Below are 17,995 nucleotides of genomic sequence, written 5' to 3'. Positions count from 1 at the left end.
TCAGCCGAGGCGGGCGACCAGCGGCAGCCGGGAGCGGGCCGTGAGGCCGACGACGGCAGCCGTGAGCAGCGGCAGCGCGAGCACGATCACCGCGATCATCAGCCACGGGATGTCGAGGAACGGCCCCTGCTCGGGTGCGCCCATGACGTTGGCCGACGTGAGCGGCCGCGAGATCGCGACGCCGGGGATGAACCCCACGGCGGCACCGAGGACCGCGCCGACGAAGCCGACCACCAGGGCGTACGACGCCGCGACCCGGCGCCGGGTCCGGGGCGCTGCCCCCACCGCCGACAGCGTGGCGAGGTCGGGGCGGGCGTCGGACAGCGCCAGGAAGGTCGCGGTCAGCGTGCCGCCGAGCATCAGCACCCCGCCCAGGCCCGCCAGGACCAGCAGCACCACCGAGGCGAAGTCCTCCCGCTGGTAGCCGCGCTCGACGTAGGTGTACGCGCCCGTGGCCGCCCCCTCCGCGACCTCGGCGACGCGGGTCTCGGTGGCCTCGTCGAGGTCGCCGTCCAGGCGCAGGCTGGTGGTGGTGACGGCGAGCCCGAGGTCGTCGGTCATGCTCGTCGGGAGGATGGACGACGAGGGCGCGGGCCCCGAGGCGTCGGCGTCCCACGCGACGAGCCGGGCGGGCCTGGTCTCGGTCGTCGACGACAGGAGCTCGTCGCCGTTCTCGCCCCAGGTGTCCCGGTGGATCCCGACCTCGGCGTCGAGGTCGGTCGAGACCGTGAAGACGACCGCGCGGCCGGCCGACAGCGCCCGGTCGACGTCGGCGGCGACGTCGCCCGTCACGCCGAGCTCGGCTGCGCTGTCCGCGACGGCGATCCCCGACCCGAGCGAGCTCAGGCAGCACTCGTCCACCCCGTTGCGCGCCTCGCGGCTGCCCTGCGCCTCGAGCCAGGTCGAGGTGTAGCCGGCCGGGTCGTAGGGCTCGTCCAGCCCACGCCAGCGGGTCGTCCGGACGTCCGGCGCGACACGGTGCACGGCCTCCTCGATCCCGTCCCAGGTGGCCGCCGCGTCGGGCGGCTCCTCCCCCGGCAGCACCTCCGGGGACCACGAGACGTAGCCCGATCCCATGGCCGCCTGCGGCTGGTAGGTCCGGACGTTCTCCAGCTCGTCGCTGGCGTTGGCGATGCCCAGCGCGACCACCCCGGCCACGGTTGCCGCGACCGCGGCCACGGCCGGCACGGTGCGGGTGCGGTGGCGGGCCGCGTCGCGGGCGGCGTACCTCGCGGTCAGCGGCAGCCGGCCCGAGAGGCGGGCGAGCACCGCGACCACGACCGGGACCACGAGGACCATGCCGAGCACGGACACCACGGCCGAGCCGCCGATCCAGAGGGCGCCGTCGCCGTCGGAGGCGAACGCCCCGAAGGTCGACGAGGCGATCCCGACGCCGAGCAGGACGAGCCCGATGACGGGGGTCGAGGCGCGCGGGCGGCGGTCGCCGCGACGTCCGGCCAGCACGGCCACGACGTCCTGGCGGCTGGACAGGAAGGCGGGCACGACCGAGGCCAGCACCGCGGAGACGAGACCGAACGCCACGATCGCGGCGAGGTAGGTCCACGGCAGCTCGAACGGGCCGAACCACTCCTCCTGCTGGCCCTGGACCAGCGGGAGCACGGCCCAGCCGAGCACGCCGCCGAGCACCAGCCCGATCGAGGAGGCGACGAGCCCGAGCACCACGCCGCTGCCCAGGATGACGCGGCGTGCCTGGGCCGGCGTACCACCCGACGCGGCGATCAGCGCCAGCGTGCGGGCGTGCCGGCGGGCGCCGACGGCGAAGGCCGGGCCGGCGAGCAGGACGACCTCGATCAGCGCCATGACGACGATCAGCACGGCCACGGCGACCATCTCGTTGCTCCCGGTGTCGGCCTGCTCGGCGGCCGGCGCGACGTCGGGCGGGTCGGCGAGCACCGCGCGTGAGGTGACGACCGCGCCGAGCCGGTTGAGCTCGCGGACCTGGGCCCAGCTGACGGGTCCGGCGCCGACGAGCCACTCGCGGAGGTTGTCGGAGTCGGGCGGCAGGTCGTCGGCCGAGGCGAGGAGGGCCGGCGACTTGCGCACCGTCGCGTCGCGACCGGTGCCGACGATCGTCAGCGTCGTGCCGTCGACGTCGACCTCGCCGCCGACCTCGAACCCGCGGTCGAGCAGCGGCTGGTTGACCACGGCCTCACCGGCCCGCTCGGGCAGCCGTCCGCTGTCGAGCGTGAACAGTCCGCGGGCGAGCGGGTCGGCGAGGTCGACACCCGTCGCGGTCAGGCTGATGACCCGCTCGCCGGAGCGGATCCGCGCCCAGCTGCTGGTGATCGGGACGAGTCGCGCGTCATCGCCGAGCACGGCCTGAAGGTCCTCGGCGGTGAGGGGCTGCCCGGGGTCGGGGTCCTCGGCCTGGCTCCACCGGCCGTTGCCCGGGTCGGGCGCCTGCTGCACCTCGCCGCGACCCTCGGTGCGGATGCGGGCGTCGGCGGCGCCGAGCGTGCGGTCGAGGCCCTCGAGGCCGCTCACCTCGGCCGTCTTGATGACGATCGCGGCCGCGCTGACGGCCAGCACCGGCAGGCTGATCATGACCAGCACGAGGATGCTGCGACCCTTGTGGCGCAGCGCGTCGCGCCAGGCGATGCGCAGGGCCGGGCGCCAGCCCTTCATGCGGGGTCCCCGCGGCGTTGTTCGGGGGAGCGGAGCGGCGGAGAAGAACGTCGTGGGGTGCTCATCGTCCGGCCTCGCCGGCGAGCAGCGCCTCGGGCTCGTCCGCACCGGTCTCGTCGACGACCACGCCGTCGCGCAGGAAGACCACCCGGTCCGCCCACGCGGCGTGCCGCGCCTCGTGGGTGACCATGACGCCGGCGGCGCCGGCGTCGCAGCGGGCGCGCAGCAGCTGCAGGATCTCCTCGCCCGTGTCGGTGTCGAGCGCGCCGGTGGGCTCGTCGGCGAGGATCAGCCGCCGGTCGCCCACGATCGCGCGGGCGATGGCGACGCGCTGCTGCTGGCCGCCCGACATCTCGTCGGGGAACCGGTCGGCGAGGTGCGCGATCCCGACCTCCTCCAGCGCGGTCAGCGCGAGCCGGCGGGCGACCTTGCCCTTCTCGCCGTCGAGCTCGCGCGGGAGGGCGACGTTCTCCGCGGCGGTGAGCGCCGGGATGAGGTTGAAGTCCTGGAAGACGTAGCCCACCGACGTACGACGCATGCGCGCGCGGCCGGCCTGGTCGAGCGAGGCCAGGTCGGTGCCCTCGATCCACACCGAGCCGGTCGTCGGGGCGTCGAGGCCGCCGGCGAGGGTGAGCAGGGTCGACTTGCCGGAGCCGGACGGCCCCATCACCGCGACGAGCTCACCGGGGTGGGCGCGGAAGGTCACGTCGCGCAGCGCGTGGACCTCCGTGGCGCCCTCGCCGTGGACGCGCGAGACGGCGGCGAGGTGGAGGACGGCGCTCATCGGACAGGCTCCTCGGCGGTCGTCACTGCGGGGGACTCGTGGCGTACGGCACCGCGCCCGGGCTCGAGCGCCGCGCGCCGCAGCCGTGCCTCGCAGTGGTCGAGCCAGCGCACCTCGGCCTCCGCGTCGAAGACGAGCGAGTCGAGGACCAGGCTCCAGGCGAGGTCGGCGGGCTCCTCGGGCGTCGCCGCGCGGCCGGTGCGCTTGAGCCGGGTGTAGTCCTGCAGCGAGGCCATGGTGGCGCTGCGCTGGCGCTGGATGATCGTGCCGACGTCCACGCCGGGCAGGGTGACGGCGATCGCGAGCTTGATCGCCAGCTCGTCGCGGGCGGGCTGGGTGCGAGGCACCGGCGTGGCGAACCACGCCGATACCTCGCTCCGACCCGCCTCGGTGGCGCGGTAGCTGACGTGCTGCCGGTCGCTCCCGGCCTGGTCGGCGGCCCGGTCTCCTTCGTCGGCACCCCCGTGTCCGACGACCTCGACCAGTCCGTCGCGCTCGAGCCGGGTCAGCGTCGTGTAGACCTGCCCGATGTTGAGCGGCCAGGTCTCCCCCGTCCGCTGCTCGAACTCCGCCCGCAGCTGGTAGCCGTACATCGGCCCCCGCTCCAGGATCGCCAGCATCGCCTGCCGGATCGACATCCCCGCCCCCATCAACCGTCCACCTGCCCCGTCGGCCGATGAATACCGGGTATGTATACCACGTATGCATCCGCGCTGCGGGTTCCCGGTCCGGTTTCGCCGTCCCCGAAGCGGGGCAGGAACGCCTCACTCACCCACCACAGGAGGTCCCCATGTCACAGTCCGGCGGAACGCCCGAGCACAACCCGTACGGCGACCAGCCCACCGCGCCCTACGGCCAGGCACCCTCGTCGCCCCCGCCGGGCTCCTACGGCTCCTCCGGCGGTGGCTCCTACGGGGGCGGCGGGTCCTACGGCGGTGGCTCCTACGGGGGCGGCGGGTCCTACGGCGGCGGCCCCCTCGCGGGGCAGTCGAGTGGCAAGGGGTTCTTCGGCGCGCTCTTCGACCTGAGCTTCACGTCCTTCGTGACGCCGTCGATCATCAAGGTCGTCTACGTCATCGGCCTGATCGCGATCGGCATCGGCACGCTCTTCTTCGCCATCAGCGGGTTCTTCGGCGACAGCCCCGGGGTCGGCATCGTCACGCTCATCGTCAGCCCCCTGGTGGGGCTGCTCTACCTGTGCCTGTTCCGGATGATGTGCGAGTTCTACGTCGCGATCACCCGGATGAGCGAGGACATCAACCGCCGGCTCCCGCAGGCCTGAGGTCGCGGGCCGGCGACCTGTCGGGGGAGTCCGTCACCTGGAGGGGGTTGTTTCCCCCTCCCAGTGGCGGACTCCCCGCTCGAGCGGGGAGTCCACCGCACGGGTCTCCCCCTCCCCGCCTCAGACGGCCGCGACCGTCAGCACCACCCGCGCGCGCTCGTCGCCGGCCGACCACCGGCGGCGGGCGCGCCGCAGGCGGCGGGTGGACCAGGCGAGGAACGGCACGGCCACCACGACCGGGGCCCACGCCCACGGCAGTGCGGCGAGGCCGGTGAAGAGCATCGCCGTCAGGGTCGTGACCAGCGAGAGCCGCCCGGCGTAGCCGGCCATCGCGGCGTGCGGGGCGGGCGTCGCCCTCGGCGAGGAGAGGTCGACCGAGTAGGGCGACCGGATCGACCAGGTCATCACGATCGCCAGCACCTGCACGACCACGACGAGCCAGCACGACACCACCGCCACGCCGGTCACGAGCGGCGGCAGGCCGTTGCGGAGCAGCGCCAGCACGACGGTCACGCCCGACACGACGGCCATGCACTCCGCGACCACCAGTGCGCGGACGTCGAACACGTCGGCCGGCGACACCGGCAGGGTCTCGCGCCAGACCATGCCCTTGCCGTCGAGGCACCAGGCGTTCACGCCGAAGAGCAGCGCAGCGCCGCTCGCGGTGAGGCCGGGCAGCAGCAGCACCGTCCCCCACTCCAGACCGGCGACGAGCGCGACCAGCCCGGGACCGACCCCGAGGACCATCAGGCCGCGGCGCATCCCCACCGAGCGCCACACCGACCCGCGGTCGAGGCGGCGCAGCAGGGCCCGGTCGGCCGAGCCCCAGCGCGGCTCCGGCACGGGGCGCGCCTCGTGCACGCCGGACTGCACCCGCAGCTCCTCGCGCGGCGGCAGGCCGAGGGCCCACGCGGCGGGCACTCCCCCGGCCACGACAGCGAGCACGGCGAGCGCGAGCACGCCGAGCGCCACAAGAGGCCAGCGGTCGTCCTGCATGGCTGAAGCGACCCAGGTCGTCGGCAGCCCTTCGACGACCGGTCGCAGGTGACCGGTCAGGTGCAGCGCACCGACGCCGAGGGCGATCGCGACGCCCGCGCCCCGGACGACGAGGACGCCGTGCGGCGTGCGTCGTACGCCCTCGACGGCCCAGCCCACGGCCTGACCCAGCGCGGTCGCCGCCAGCACCCAGGTCACCACCACGACCTGCGCGCCCGCGCGGGCGTCGCCGGGCGTCACGAGCGCGACGACGGCGAGCAGTCCCCAGACCTGGATGAGCCAGGCGAGGTTGAGCGGTGCCAGGGCGAGCGCTCCGAGGTGCTCCGTGCGCGGGCTCAGCGGGTGGATGGAGGCCTCGCTGCGCGAGAGCAGCTCACGGCCGCCGCCTGAAGTCGTCGCCGACACCACGGACAGCAGGAACGTGCCTGCGAGCGCGGCTCCCACGTTGCCGCTCAGGGCGTCGACGAGGGTGTCGAGGATGTCGCCGACCGCGCCGTCGGCGTCCACGTCGGCGGGGCCGACCGCGAAGAGCACCGTCAACAGCAGCACGAGGGCGGCGCCCGCCGCCGCGGAACGGCGTCGGCGTACGGTCCGGGCGCGGAACGCGACCAGGTGCCCGGCGTCGCGCAGCGCGTCGCCCCAGCCGCTCCGGTGGACCGCGTCAGTCGAGGAGGGCACGGTAGGCCTCGCCGGTGAGGTCGCCTGCCTGCATCGCCGCGACGCGGTTGCCGCCGCGCAGCACGACCGCCTCGCCGCAGGCCTCGAGCGCGAGGTCGCGCAGGTGGGTGGAGAGCAGGACGCAGGCGCCACGGGCGCGGGCATCGGCGACGACCTCGAGGGTCGCCTCGACGCCGAGCGGGTCGACGCCGTCGAAGGGCTCGTCGAGCAGCAGCACGGCCGGCTCGTGGAGCGCGGCCAGCACGACGCTGAGGCGGCGGCTCATGCCGTGGCTGAAGCCGCCGACCACGCGATGGGCGACGTCGCCGAGCTCGAACCGCTCGAGCAGGTCGCGCCCGCGCTCCTCCCAGTCGCCCATCCGGCGCAGGCGCGCGCTGAGCTGGAGGTGCTCCCACGGTGTCGCGCGCGGGACGAGGCCGCCGACGTCCGGGCAGTAGCCGACGGCGCGCTTGACGCCCAGGGCGTCGGTCGCGGCGACGTGGCCGGCGACGGTGACCACGCCGGAGGTGGGCGGCACGACCCCGGCGAGCACCTTCATGGTGGTCGACTTGCCGGCGCCGTTGCGTCCGAGCAGCGCCGTGGCCCGCCCGCTGTCGGCCGTCAGGTCGACGCCCGCGACCGCCTCGACGTCACCGAAGCGGACGTGCAGGTCGTGGACGACGACGGCGGGGGGCTGGCTCACGCCGGAATTCTCCCCGACCGGGCGCTTCCTCGCGGTGGAATGCGCCGACCGGGCACTTCCTCGCGGAGGAGGTGCCCGGTCGGCGGTCCCCAGCGCGAGGAGGTGCCCGGTCGGCGGTCCCCAGCGCGAGGAGGTGCCCGGTCGGCGGTCCCCAGCGCGAGGAGGTGCCCGGTCAGGCGGGGAAGCCCTCGCCCTTCGCCGCGAGGTCGCGGAGGTAGGGCGTGGGGCGGAAGCGCTCGCCGTAGGAGTCGGCCAGCTCGTCGGCGCGCGCGAGGAAGGCGTCGAGCCCGACCGGACCGACCCCGTGGCCGGTCTCGTCGAGCGCCTGCCAGCCCGTCATGAACTGCGCGGCACCGCCGGTGAGCGCCGGGAAGCCGATGCCCATGATCGAGCCGATGTTGGCCGCCGCGGCCGAGGTGATGACGCCCTCCTCGAAGCACTTCGCGGTCTCGAGCGCCTCGATGAACAGCATCCGGTCGCGCATGTCGCGGATCGGGATCTGCTGCTCCGCGACGGGGAAGTGCTCGGCGAGCCCGGGCCACAGCGTCGTACGACGTCCGGACTCGTCGTAGTCGTAGAAGCCGGCGCCCTTGAGCCGCGACGGCCGGCCGAGGCCGATCATCGTGGCGATGACGTCGCCTGCCGGGTAGTCGCCCAGGTCGACGCCGTCGCGGGCGGCGGCGTCCTCGGTGGCCTTGCGGATCTTGGCCATCAGCTCCATGTTGAGCTCGTCGCTGATCTGCAGCGGCCCGACCGGGAAGCCGGCCGACGTCGCGGCCCGCTCGAGCGAGACCGGGTGCACGCCCTCGGCGAGCATGGCCAGGCCCTCGTTGATCTGGGTGCCGATCACGCGCGAGGTGTAGAAGCCGCGCGAGTCGTTGACCACGATCGGCGTCTTGCGGATCTGCTGGACGACGTCGTACGCCTTGGCCAGCGCGACGTCAGAAGTCTCCGCACCGCGGATGATCTCGACGAGCGGCATCTTGTCGACGGGGCTGAAGAAGTGCAGGCCGATGAAGTCCTTCGGCCGGTCGACGCCCTCGGCGAGCTCGGTGATCGGCAGCGTCGAGGTGTTGGAGCACAGCAGCGCGTCGGGGTCGACGTACGGCGCCACCTCGGCGAACACCTTCGCCTTGAGCGACGGGTCCTCGAAGACCGCCTCGATGACGAGGTCGCAGCCCGCGAGGTCGGCGGCGTCGGCGGTCGGCGTGATCCGCGCCAGCAGCTCGTCGGCCTTGGCCTGGGTGATCTTGCCGCGCTCGACGCCCTTGGCGTTGAGCTTCTCGGTGTACGCCTTGCCGCGCTCGGCCGCCTCGAGCGAGACGTCCTTGAGCATGACCTGCATGCCGGCGCGGGCACAGGAGTAGGCGATGCCGGCGCCCATCATCCCGGCGCCGAGGACGGCGACCCTGGTGGCCGTCCACCGCTCGATGCCCTGCGGGCGCAGCGAGCCCGAGTTGATCGCCTGGAGGTCGAAGAAGAAGGCCTGGATCATGTTCTTGGCCTGCTGGTTGACCACCAGGTTGGTGAAGTAGCGGCTCTCGATGCGGGAGGCGGTGTCGAAGTCGACCTGCGCGCCCTCGACCGCGGCGCTCATGATCGCGCGCGGCGCGGGGTAGACCGCACCCTTGGTCTGCTTGCGCAGCAGGGCCGGGAAGGCCGGCAGGAACTGCGCCAGCGCCGGGGTCCTCGGGGTGCCGCCGGGCATCTTGTAGCCGGCCCGGTCCCACGGGTTCTTCGCGGCGTCCTCGTCGTCGCGGTGCTCGAGGATCCACGCCTTGGCGGCGGGCACGAGCTCCTCGCGCGTCGGCAGCACCTCGTCGACGAGGCCCTTCGCCAGCGCGCCCTGCGGGTCGAACTGCGTGCCGGGCATGAGCACGTCCATCAGCGCGGACTGCAGGCCCAGCATGCGTACGACGCGGGTGACCCCGCCGCCGCCCGGCAGCAGGCCGAGCGTCGCCTCGGGCAGGCCGATCTTGACCGAGCGGTCGTCGACGGCGATGCGGTGGTTGGCCGCGAGCGCGATCTCGAGGCCGCCACCGAGGGCGGCGCCGTTGATGGCCGCGACGACGGGACGCGGGAAGGTCTCGAGGCGGCGGAGGCTGGCCTTGACGGCCTCGCCCATCGCGAAGATCTCCTCGGCGTCGTCGGGCGTCGCCTTCATCATGTTCTTGAGGTTGCCGCCGGCGAAGAAGGTCTTCTTGGCGCTGGTCACTACGACGCCGGTGACGTCGTCGACCTCGTCGTGGAGGCGCTGGACGGCGGCCTCCATGGAGGCCTGGTAGAGCTCGTTCATCGTGTTGGCGCTGGCCGTCGGGTCGTCGAGGGTCAGCGTGACGATGCCGTCGCTGTCGCGGTCGTAGCGGACGGCAGTCTGCGCGTCGGTGGTGGTGCTCATGCGGGTGCTCTCCTTCGCGCCGCGCGGGGTGGCGGCACATTGCACGGAAGTAGGGGGATCAGCTGCGATCTGCCGCCACCGTCGGCGGGCGGCGGTCGGCGGGCGGCGGTCGGAGGTGGCGGCATATCGCAACAAGCGAGGTGCTGGAGGTGCGATCTGCCGCCATCACGGGACCGGACGGAGGCTCAGACGAGCTCGACGATCGTGGCGATGCCCATGCCGCCGCCGACGCAGAGCGTGGCGAGGCCGCGCTTCTGGTCGCGGCGGGCGAGCTCGTCGACGAGGGTGCCGAGGATCATCGCGCCGGTCGCGCCGAGCGGGTGGCCCATCGCGATGGCGCCGCCGTTGACGTTGGTGACGTCGTGGCTGATGCCCATGTCGCGCATGAAGCGCATGGCGACCGCGGCGAAGGCCTCGTTGATCTCCCACAGGTCGATGTCGTCGACCTCGAGACCGGCCCGGGCGAGCGCCTTGCGGGCGGCGGGCGCGGGGCCGGTGAGCATGATCGTGGGGTCGGCGCCCGAGACGGCGGTCGAGATGATCCGCGCGCGCGGCGTCAGGCCCAGCGACGTACCGACCTCCTCGGTGCCGATCGCCATGACGGCCGCGCCGTCGACGATGCCCGAGGAGTTGCCGGCGTGGTGGACGTGGTCGATCGCCGGGATCCAGTGGTACTTCTCGAGCGCGACGTCGTCGAAGCCGGCGTCGCGACCGATCTGGGCGAACGACGGCTTGAGCCCGGCGAGGCCCTCCACCGAGGTGTCGGGCCGGACGGTCTCGTCGCGGTCGAGCACCGTCACGCCGCTGAGGTCCTTGACCGGCACGACGGCGTCGTCGAAGTAGCCGTTGGCCCACGCCTTGGCGGCGCGGTGGTGGGACTCGGCGGCGTAGGCGTCGACGTCTGCGCGGCTCCAGCCCGCGATCGTGGCGATCAGGTCGGCGCCGATGCCCTGCGGGACGAAGCCGGTCTCCAGCGCGGTGGCGGGGTCCATCGCCCAGGCGCCGCCGTCGCTGCCCATGGGCACGCGGCTCATCGACTCGACGCCGCCGGCGATGACGAGGTCCTCGAAGCCCGAGCGCACCCGCTGGGCGGCCTGGTTGACGGCCTCGAGGCCCGAGGCGCAGAACCGGTTGAGCTGCACGCCCGCGACGGTCTCGGGATAGCCGGCCTTGAGCGCGGCGGTCTTGGCGATGTCGCCGCCCTGGTCGCCGATCGGGGTCACGACACCGAGCACGACGTCGTCGACGCGGGCCGGGTCTAGCGTGGGGTTGCGGGTCTTGAGCTCGTCGAGGAGTCCGACGACCAGGTCGACCGGCTTCACCTCGTGCAGCGAGCCGACGGCCTTGCCGCGGCCGCGAGGTGTGCGGATGTGGTCGTAGACGAATGCTTCTGCCATGTGGGCGATTGTGACACCATTACTGTCACAGTCCAACAGGTGTGGCGCGCGTCACTCACCCCCCGGGGTCTCCGGTGGGCAGGACGGGTGAGGAGAGGATGGGCCGGTGGAGACAGAGCTGGAGACCGACCGGCCGACCGGGCAGGACGGCGAGCTGCTGACCCTGGACGAGCTGACCGAGCGCACCGGGGTGAGCGCGCGCAACGTGCGGTTCTACGCCTCGCGCGGCCTCGTGCCCCCGCCCGTACGACGTGGCCGCTCGGGCTACTACGGCCCCGACCACGTCGCCCGCCTCGAGCTGGTCCGCGAGCTGCAGGGCCACGGCTTCACGCTGTCGGCGATCGAGAAGTACGTCGAGCAGATCCCCGCCACGGCGACGCCCTCCGACATCGCCCGCCACCTCTCCCTGCTCGCGCCCGTCACCGGCGACCGCGACGTCGACGTGCCGGGCGGCCTGTCCGGGATGGGCATCTCGCCCGAGGCCGCGCAGGCGGTCGCGGAGGTCTACGCCGAGCACGGGCGCCAGGTCGCCGAGGAGCTGTCGGAGATCGTGCGCACCAAGGTGTGGCCGCAGTTCCGCGAGGCGGGCTACTCGGCCGAGCAGCTGCGCGAGTTCATCCACCGTCTCAAGCCGCTCACGATCGCCGGCCTGGTGACGGCATACGAGCAGGCCATCGACGAGAGCCATGCGTTGTACGACGGCCGCCGTCGATGAGCGGGGCCGCGGTCTACCTCATCCTCGGCCTCTCCCTCCTCGTCACGACGGTCCTTCCGCACGTGAGCCGCCGGATCGCGCTCTCGCCGCCGATGGTGCTCGTCGGCATCGGCCTGGCCGTGGGGCTGCTCCCCCTCGGGGACGACATCAGCCTGCAGCCCGAGGACAACCGCGAGCTCATCACCCACGTCACCGAGTTCACCGTGCTGGTCTCGCTGATGGGGGTGGGACTCGCGATCGACCGGGTGCTCGACGTGCGGTCGTGGCGTTCTTGGCGCGCCTGGTCGCCGGTGTGGCGGCTGCTGCTCGTCACGATGCCGCTGACCATCCTGGGGACCATGCTGCTGGGATGGTGGGTGGCCGGGCTCACGCCTGCCGTGGCCCTGCTCCTCGGCGCCGTCCTCGCGCCCACCGACCCCGTGCTGGCCTCCGACGTCCAGGTCGGTGAGCCCCTCACCGAGGACGTGGCAGAGGCCGAGGCCGAGGAGGAGGACGTCGACGAGGACGACGACATCCGGTTCGCCCTGACCGCCGAGGCGGGCCTGAACGACGGCCTCGCGTTCCCCTTCGTCCACCTCGCGCTCCTTCTCCTCGCCGGCGGGTTCGGTCTCGTCGACGCCGTGGCCTGGGTCGGGTGGTACGTCGTCGGGAAGATCGCCCTCGGCCTGGTCGTGGGCTGGGGCGCCGGCTGGCTGTTCGGCCGCCAGGCCTTCCACACGCGCAACGAGAACCTCCGGCTCGCCGACGCCGGCGAGCCGCTCCTCGCGCTGGCAGCGCTGCTGACGTCGTACGGTGCGGCGGAGCTCGTCGGCGGCTACGGCTTCCTCGCCGTCTTCACCTGCGCGGTGGCACTCCGCTCGTCCTCACGCGGCCACTCCTACCAGCGGGCGATGCACGGCGTGGTGGAGAGGCTGGAGCGCCTGATGACGCTGCTGGTGCTGCTGCTGCTCGGCGTCGCGATGACCCGTGGCCTGCTGGACCACCTCGACTGGCGCGGTGTCGCCGTGGCGGTGGCGCTCGTGCTCGTCGTGCGGCCCGCGACCGGATGGCTCGCGCTCACCGTCGCCGCCCGCGACGCGCACGAGGACGGTGGCCTCGACCGACGCGAGGCCGCGGCGGTGGCGTTCTTCGGGGTGCGCGGCGTCGGCTCGCTGTTCTACCTCGGGTACGCCGTCACGCACGGGGAGGTGCCCGGCGAGCAGTGGTTGTGGTCCACCGTCGCGTTCACCGTGATCCTGTCGGTGCTCCTCCACGGCTTCACCGCCACGCCGGCGATGGCGCGCATCGACGCGCGCCGCGAGGAGGCCGCAGCCGCGGGATGAGGTCCCCGCTCCCGCGTGCCTGACAGAGTGGTGACATGAGCACAGTTCTCGTCACCGGCGCCACCGGCTTCATCGGCCGCCGCCTGGTCCCCGCCCTGGTCGAGGCCGGCCACGACGTCCGCGCCATGACCCGGCGCCCGGACTCCTACAAGGGCGAGGGCGAGCCGGTCGGGGCGGACGTGTCCGACCCCGCGTCGCTGGAGGACGCGCTGCGCGGGGTGGACGTCGCGATCTACCTCGTCCACTCGCTCGACGACCCCGACTTCGAGCGCAAGGACGCGCAGGCGGCGCGCAACTTCAGCGCCGCGGCGGCCGAGGCCGGGGTGCGGCAGATCGTCTACATGGGCGGCCTCGGCGACGACGACGACGACCTCTCGGCCCACCTGCGCTCGCGACGCGAGGTCGAGCACCTGCTCGGCGAGGACGGCGTACCGGTCACGGTGCTGCGCGCCGCGATCGTGGTCGGCCACGGCGGCATCTCGTGGGAGATCACCCGGCAGCTGGTGAAGAACCTCCCGGCGATGGTCGTGCCGAGGTGGGTCCACACCCGCACCCAGCCGATCGCGCTCGACGACGTGGTCCGCTACATCGTCGGCGTCGTCGACAACGAGTCGGCCATGGGTCGGGTCTTCGAGATCGGCGGCACCGAGCAGCTGACCTACCTGGAGATGATGCGGGTCGCCGCCGAGTCGATGAACGGCCGTGCCATCCCGATCGTCACGGTCCCGGTGCTGACCCCGCGGCTGTCGTCGTACTGGCTCGCGCTGGTCACCGACGTCGACGCGACGACCGGGCGCAACCTGATCGACTCGATGTCGCACGAGGTCGTCGTCAAGGACACCTCGATCCGCGACGTCGTGCCGGGCGAGCCGCTGTCCTACCGCGAGTCCGTACGCCGCGCGCTGGCCGAGCGCGCCGCCGCCGAGCGGGCATCCGCGGACAAGAGCTAGAAGAGCAGCGCCTAGAAGAGCAGTGGCAGCAGGAAGAGCATCGAGAGCGACCACGTGATGTGCGTCAGGATCGGCGCCAGCACGCCGCCGCTGGCGCGTCGCTCGAGGCCGCAGACCACGCCGAGCACGATGGCGGCGAAGCCGAGCATGACGTTGCCGGTCGCGAGGGTGGCCACGACGTAGGCCAGCGTGGTCCACAGCACCGGGTGGCGCGGGATCGCGGCATACATCGCGCCGCGGAAGAACAGCTCCTCGGCGATGCCGTTGACGAAGGTGATGGCCGCCAACACGGTCAGCGACCCCTCGTCGGCGTAGGCCAGCACCGAGCTGACGTAGTCGGCGAGCGGCTCGATCTCGCGCACGACGAGCGAGCCGAGGACGAAGACGCCCACCAGGAGCAGGCCCAGCATGATCGGCGCGAGGATCGGCCGGATGAAGACCTCGCCGTCACCCGCGATGCGCCCCAGGTGCAGGCGACCGGACAGGAACGCGCCGGCCGCCCAGACGCCGGCCAGCACCACGGCGGCGACGTAGAACGTGTTGCCGCCGGGCTCGAGCCGCAGCGACCAGCCGAGCACGACGGCTCCGACCAGCACGACGATGGCGGCGACCACCTGCCGACGCCGGAAGGCCTCGACGCTGTCACGTTGGTCGCGCGGGACGACGTCCCACAGCGATCGCTGGATCCAGGCACGCATGGGAGTCAGCCTAGGAGGGCGCCTCTAGGACTCGGAGCGCAGCAGCTCACGGACCCGGGGGACGACCTCCTCGCCGTACAGGCGCACCGACTCCAGCCGCTGCTCGTGCGGGAGCGAGCCGACGGAGTACTTCAGCTGGAAGCGGGAGAGCCCGAGGGTCCGGGTCGCCCAGGCGATCTTCTGCGCGACGGTCTCCGGGGAGCCGACGAACAGGGCTCCCTGCGGCGAGGCCGCCTGCTCGAACTGGATGCGGGAGTACGGCGGCCAGCCGCGCTCGCGGCCGATGCGGGTGTAGAGCTCGGCCTGGTGCGGGTAGAGCTGCGTGCGGGCCTCCTCGTCGGTGGCCGCGACGTGGCCCGGGGAGTGCATGCCGATCGGCAGCTCGAGCAGCTCCATCCGGCCGAGCGCCTCGCGGTAGAGGTCGGCGAGCTGCACGAAGCCGGCCGGCGAGCCGCCGATGACGGCCAGCATCAGCGGCATGCCGTACTGCGCGGCACGCACCACCGACTGCGGCGTGCCGCCGACGCCGATCCAGGCGGGCAGCCGGCCGGCGGCGGTGGTCGGGTAGACGCGCTGGTCGACGAGCGGCGGGCGGACGGTGCCCTCCCACGACACGGGGCCCTCGGCCTGGAGCGCGGCGAAGAGGTCGAGCTTCTCGGCGAAGAGCCGGTCGTAGTCGGACAGCTCGAGCCCGAAGAGGCCGAAGGACTCGATGAACGACCCGCGGCCGAGCTGTACCTCCGCGCGGCCGTTGCTGACCGCGTCGAGGGTGGCGAAGCGCTGGTAGACCCGGATCGGGTCGTCGGAGGACAGGACCGTCACGCCGGTGCCCAGCCGGATCCGCTCGGTCTGCCCGGCGATGGCGGCGAGGACGACGTCGGGGGCGGAGATCGCGTAGTCGGGGCGGTGATGCTCGCCGAGGCCGACGTAGTCGATCCCCACCCGGTCGGCGAGCACCGCCTCGGCGACGACCTCCCGCAGCGTCTCGGCGTGGTTGGCCGGAGCGCCGTCGAGCGGGGCGTCGCCGAACGTGTCCAGGCCCAGCGTGGGGTGCTCGCGGGTGCCGAGCACCGAGAAGTCGAAGTCAGCCATCGGTTCCTGTCCTCCAAGTTGGTTGAAGGGTGAACCATCATGGCGCGGCCGGCATTCCGGCGCACACATCAGGCCCCGCTCGGGACGGCCGGCCGGCCGGGGACCCCTGAAGATGTCAGGGCGTGCAAGGGCCGACCAGTTCAGGGATCCCCGGGCAGCCGGGGATCCCTGAACTGGTCAGGCTCTTCTGCGAGCAAGGGTCAGCGACCGCGGCTGAAGGTCGACGCGCTGTGCGCGCGACCGCCCTGCGGGGCGCCGCCCGACTGGCCGCCGCCGCTGCGGCGGCGCTGGCCGCCGGACTTCGCCGGCTGGCCGCTGCGTGCGGAGCCCGTGCTTGACGACTGGCCACGCTGGCCGCCGCCCTGGCCGCGACCCTGGCTGCTGCCCTGGCCGCCCTGGCCGGTGCCGCGACGACGCGAGCGGTTGCGACCGCCACCGCCGGCGCGTGCGCCCTGGGCGCCGGCACCGGTCGGGGTCTCGACGACGAGGCCGCCCGGCACGAGCGTCCGCTCGCCGGGAGCGAGCTGGACCAGGACCGGGTGGTCGGGGCCGTTGACCTTGGTGGTGACCGGCTTGATGCCGGCCTGACGGGTCAGGTCGCGCACGTCGCGGACCTGCTCGTCGGTCATCAGGGTGATGACGGTGCCCTCGTTGCCGGCGCGGGCCGTGCGGCCCGAGCGGTGCAGGTAGGCCTTGTGCTCGACCGGCGGGTCGGCGTGCACGACGAGCGCGACGTCGTCGACGTGGATGCCGCGGGCGGCGATGTCGGTCGCGACCAGCGTCGTCGCGGTGCCGGCGTGGAACGCCTCCATGTTGCGGGTGCGGGCGTTCTGCGACAGGTTGCCGTGCAGCTCGACGCTGGGCACGCCCGACTTGTTGAGCTGGCGGGCGAGCGCCTTGGCGCCGTACTTGGTGCGGGTGAAGACGACCGTGCGGCCCGGGGCCGAGGTGAGGTCGACCAGAACCGGCACCCGCTGCTCGCGCGAGAGGTGCAGCACGTGGTGGTGCATCGTCGAGACGGGCGACTGCGCCGAGTCGGCCTCGTGGGTGACCGGGTTGGTCAGGAAGCGCTTGACCAGGACGTCGATCGCCTTGTCGAGCGTCGCCGAGAAGAGCAGGCGCTGACCCGACTGCGGGGTCTTGTCCATGATCCGGCGCACGCCGGGCAGGAAGCCGAGGTCGGCCATGTGGTCGGCCTCGTCGAGCACGGTGATCTCGACGGCGGAGAGGTCGGCGTAGCCCTGGCCCATGAGGTCCTCGAGGCGGCCGGGGCAGGCGATGACGACGTCGACGCCCTTCTTGAGCGCGGTGACCTGCGGGTTCTGGCCGACGCCGCCGTAGACGACGACCGTCGACAGGCCGGTGTTCTTGGCGAGGGGCGCGAGCGCGGCGTGGATCTGGCCGACGAGCTCACGCGTGGGGGCCAGGATCAGGGCGCGCGGCTTGCGCGGCATGGCCGGCAGCTTGGACGCGTCGAGGCGGGCGACCAGCGGGAGCAGGAAGCCGTAGGTCTTCCCGGAGCCGGTGCGGCCACGGCCGAGGACGTCGCGGCCGGCCAGGCTGTCGGGCAGCGTGGCTGCCTGGATGGGAGTGGGAGTGGTGATGCCCTGCTGCTCCAGGATCTGGACGAGCGAGGACGGAACGCCGAGGGCGGCGAAGGTCATGTGACTGCTTTCGGTTGGCGTCTCGCCACCGTGAGCCGCGGGTCCGGGGACGCTGTGCGGCGTACGTGCCTCAGAAGTGAGGGAAGGTCCCGAGGGACCTGCGTCCGGGGCAAGACCGGCCGGACGTCTGTGGAGGCAACGCTAGTGGTGCAGGTGGTGTTCCCGCGAATCCATTGGCGTGTGAGTCCGCCCTCAGCCCCGGCGCCGGCCCTCGAACGACCCCGACGTCAGGCGCAGCACGCGGCTTCGGCGTCGGCGGCTGCGGGCTGCTCGGCGGGCGCGTCGTCGGTGATCGCGTAGACCTCCCACCGCTCCCCGTCGGGCGTGCCCTGCACCCAGAACTTGTCCTGCTTGGCGTAGCAGCACGTGGTGTCGCGCTCCTCGGTGGTCGCGAACCCCGCGTCGGCCAGCCGGGTCAGCTCGGCGTCGACGGTGTCCACGTCCTCCACCTCGACGCCGAGGTGGTTGATGCTGCCGCCGTGGCCGGGGTTCTCGATCAGGACCAGCTTGAGCGGAGGCTGCGCCACGGCGAAGTTGGCGTAGCCCGGGCGCACCTTGTGGGGCTCGGTGCCGAAGAGGGTGGAGTAGAAGTCGATCGACGTCTCGAGGTTGTCGACGTTGAGGGCGAGCTGCAGGCGGGACATGAGGTCCTCCTCTTGATATCGATGGATGTCGATGTCTTGAGATTGCC

General features: G+C 73.1%; 15 protein-coding genes. 4 read left to right on the top strand and 11 right to left on the bottom strand.

Annotated features, from left to right (window positions below):
- The 3 genes from NCI01_RS02245 to NCI01_RS02235 all read right to left on the bottom strand — a co-directional run bounded on the left by NCI01_RS02245 (window position 1) and on the right by NCI01_RS02235 (window position 4,068).
- Window positions 1–2,646 (bottom strand): FtsX-like permease family protein, encoded by a 2,646-nt coding sequence (locus tag NCI01_RS02245; RefSeq protein ID WP_254179836.1) that lies wholly within the window; start codon window positions 2,644–2,646, stop codon window positions 1–3.
- A 61-nt stretch (window positions 2,647–2,707) separates the two neighbouring features.
- Window positions 2,708–3,430, bottom strand: a complete 723-nt coding sequence (locus NCI01_RS02240) for an ABC transporter ATP-binding protein (RefSeq protein WP_254179835.1) — start codon at window positions 3,428–3,430, stop codon at window positions 2,708–2,710.
- The gene (locus tag NCI01_RS02235; RefSeq protein WP_254179834.1) at window positions 3,427–4,068 is read right to left on the bottom strand and encodes a PadR family transcriptional regulator; all 642 of its coding nucleotides are present in this window, start codon (window positions 4,066–4,068) and stop codon (window positions 3,427–3,429) included. The genes NCI01_RS02240 and NCI01_RS02235 overlap by 4 nt, the downstream gene beginning before the upstream one ends.
- A gap of 152 nt (window positions 4,069–4,220) precedes the next feature.
- Between NCI01_RS02235 and NCI01_RS02230 the strand changes: the two genes are divergently transcribed.
- Window positions 4,221–4,712, top strand: coding sequence for a DUF4282 domain-containing protein (locus NCI01_RS02230; RefSeq protein ID WP_254179833.1), 492 nt, complete (start codon window positions 4,221–4,223; stop codon window positions 4,710–4,712).
- Between the two features lie 120 nt (window positions 4,713–4,832).
- Here NCI01_RS02230 and NCI01_RS02225 read toward each other — a convergent pair whose 3' ends face one another.
- The 4 genes from NCI01_RS02225 to NCI01_RS02210 all read right to left on the bottom strand — a co-directional run bounded on the left by NCI01_RS02225 (window position 4,833) and on the right by NCI01_RS02210 (window position 10,863).
- A complete protein-coding gene (locus tag NCI01_RS02225; RefSeq protein WP_254179832.1) occupies window positions 4,833–6,386 on the bottom strand; it encodes a hypothetical protein in 1,554 nt (517 codons plus the stop codon).
- Window positions 6,370–7,068: an ABC transporter ATP-binding protein gene (locus tag NCI01_RS02220; protein ID WP_254179831.1), complete on the bottom strand. Its 699-nt coding sequence runs from the start codon at window positions 7,066–7,068 to the stop codon at window positions 6,370–6,372. The genes NCI01_RS02225 and NCI01_RS02220 overlap by 17 nt, the downstream gene beginning before the upstream one ends.
- 172 nt (window positions 7,069–7,240) lie before the next feature.
- Window positions 7,241–9,466 (bottom strand): 3-hydroxyacyl-CoA dehydrogenase NAD-binding domain-containing protein, encoded by a 2,226-nt coding sequence (locus NCI01_RS02215; RefSeq protein ID WP_254179830.1) that lies wholly within the window; start codon window positions 9,464–9,466, stop codon window positions 7,241–7,243.
- 185 nt (window positions 9,467–9,651) lie between these two features.
- The gene (locus NCI01_RS02210; RefSeq protein ID WP_254179829.1) at window positions 9,652–10,863 is read right to left on the bottom strand and encodes an acetyl-CoA C-acetyltransferase; all 1,212 of its coding nucleotides are present in this window, start codon (window positions 10,861–10,863) and stop codon (window positions 9,652–9,654) included.
- A 106-nt stretch (window positions 10,864–10,969) separates the two neighbouring features.
- Here NCI01_RS02210 and NCI01_RS02205 point away from each other — a divergent pair, with 106 nt between their 5' ends.
- From NCI01_RS02205 to NCI01_RS02195, 3 genes are read left to right on the top strand one after another with little or no spacing between them, the layout of a single operon-like run.
- Window positions 10,970–11,578 (top strand): helix-turn-helix domain-containing protein, encoded by a 609-nt coding sequence (locus tag NCI01_RS02205; RefSeq protein WP_254179828.1) that lies wholly within the window; start codon window positions 10,970–10,972, stop codon window positions 11,576–11,578.
- Window positions 11,575–12,900 (top strand): cation:proton antiporter, encoded by a 1,326-nt coding sequence (locus tag NCI01_RS02200; protein WP_254179827.1) that lies wholly within the window; start codon window positions 11,575–11,577, stop codon window positions 12,898–12,900. Before NCI01_RS02205 ends, NCI01_RS02200 begins: the two co-directional genes overlap by 4 nt.
- 35 nt (window positions 12,901–12,935) lie before the next feature.
- A complete protein-coding gene (locus NCI01_RS02195) occupies window positions 12,936–13,850 on the top strand; it encodes an NAD(P)H-binding protein (RefSeq protein WP_254179826.1) in 915 nt (304 codons plus the stop codon).
- Between the two features lie 11 nt (window positions 13,851–13,861).
- Here the strand turns inward: NCI01_RS02195 and NCI01_RS02190 are convergent, their stop codons facing one another.
- From NCI01_RS02190 to NCI01_RS02175, 4 genes are all read right to left on the bottom strand, one after another.
- The gene (locus NCI01_RS02190; protein ID WP_254179825.1) at window positions 13,862–14,548 is read right to left on the bottom strand and encodes a CPBP family intramembrane glutamic endopeptidase; all 687 of its coding nucleotides are present in this window, start codon (window positions 14,546–14,548) and stop codon (window positions 13,862–13,864) included.
- Between the two features lie 24 nt (window positions 14,549–14,572).
- A complete protein-coding gene (locus NCI01_RS02185; protein ID WP_254179824.1) occupies window positions 14,573–15,640 on the bottom strand; it encodes an LLM class flavin-dependent oxidoreductase in 1,068 nt (355 codons plus the stop codon).
- Between the two features lie 200 nt (window positions 15,641–15,840).
- Window positions 15,841–17,304, bottom strand: a complete 1,464-nt coding sequence (locus tag NCI01_RS02180) for a DEAD/DEAH box helicase (protein ID WP_254179823.1) — start codon at window positions 17,302–17,304, stop codon at window positions 15,841–15,843.
- Between the two features lie 227 nt (window positions 17,305–17,531).
- On the bottom strand, window positions 17,532–17,948 hold the full coding sequence (locus tag NCI01_RS02175) for an ArsI/CadI family heavy metal resistance metalloenzyme (RefSeq protein ID WP_254179822.1): 417 nt from the start codon (window positions 17,946–17,948) through the stop codon (window positions 17,532–17,534).
- Between the last annotated feature and the right edge of the window lie 47 nt (window positions 17,949–17,995).

The sequence above is a fragment of the Nocardioides pinisoli genome, from assembly GCF_024199985.1.
Taxonomy (GTDB): domain Bacteria; phylum Actinomycetota; class Actinomycetes; order Propionibacteriales; family Nocardioidaceae; genus Nocardioides; species Nocardioides pinisoli.
This window is presented reverse-complemented; position numbering and strand designations above follow the sequence as displayed.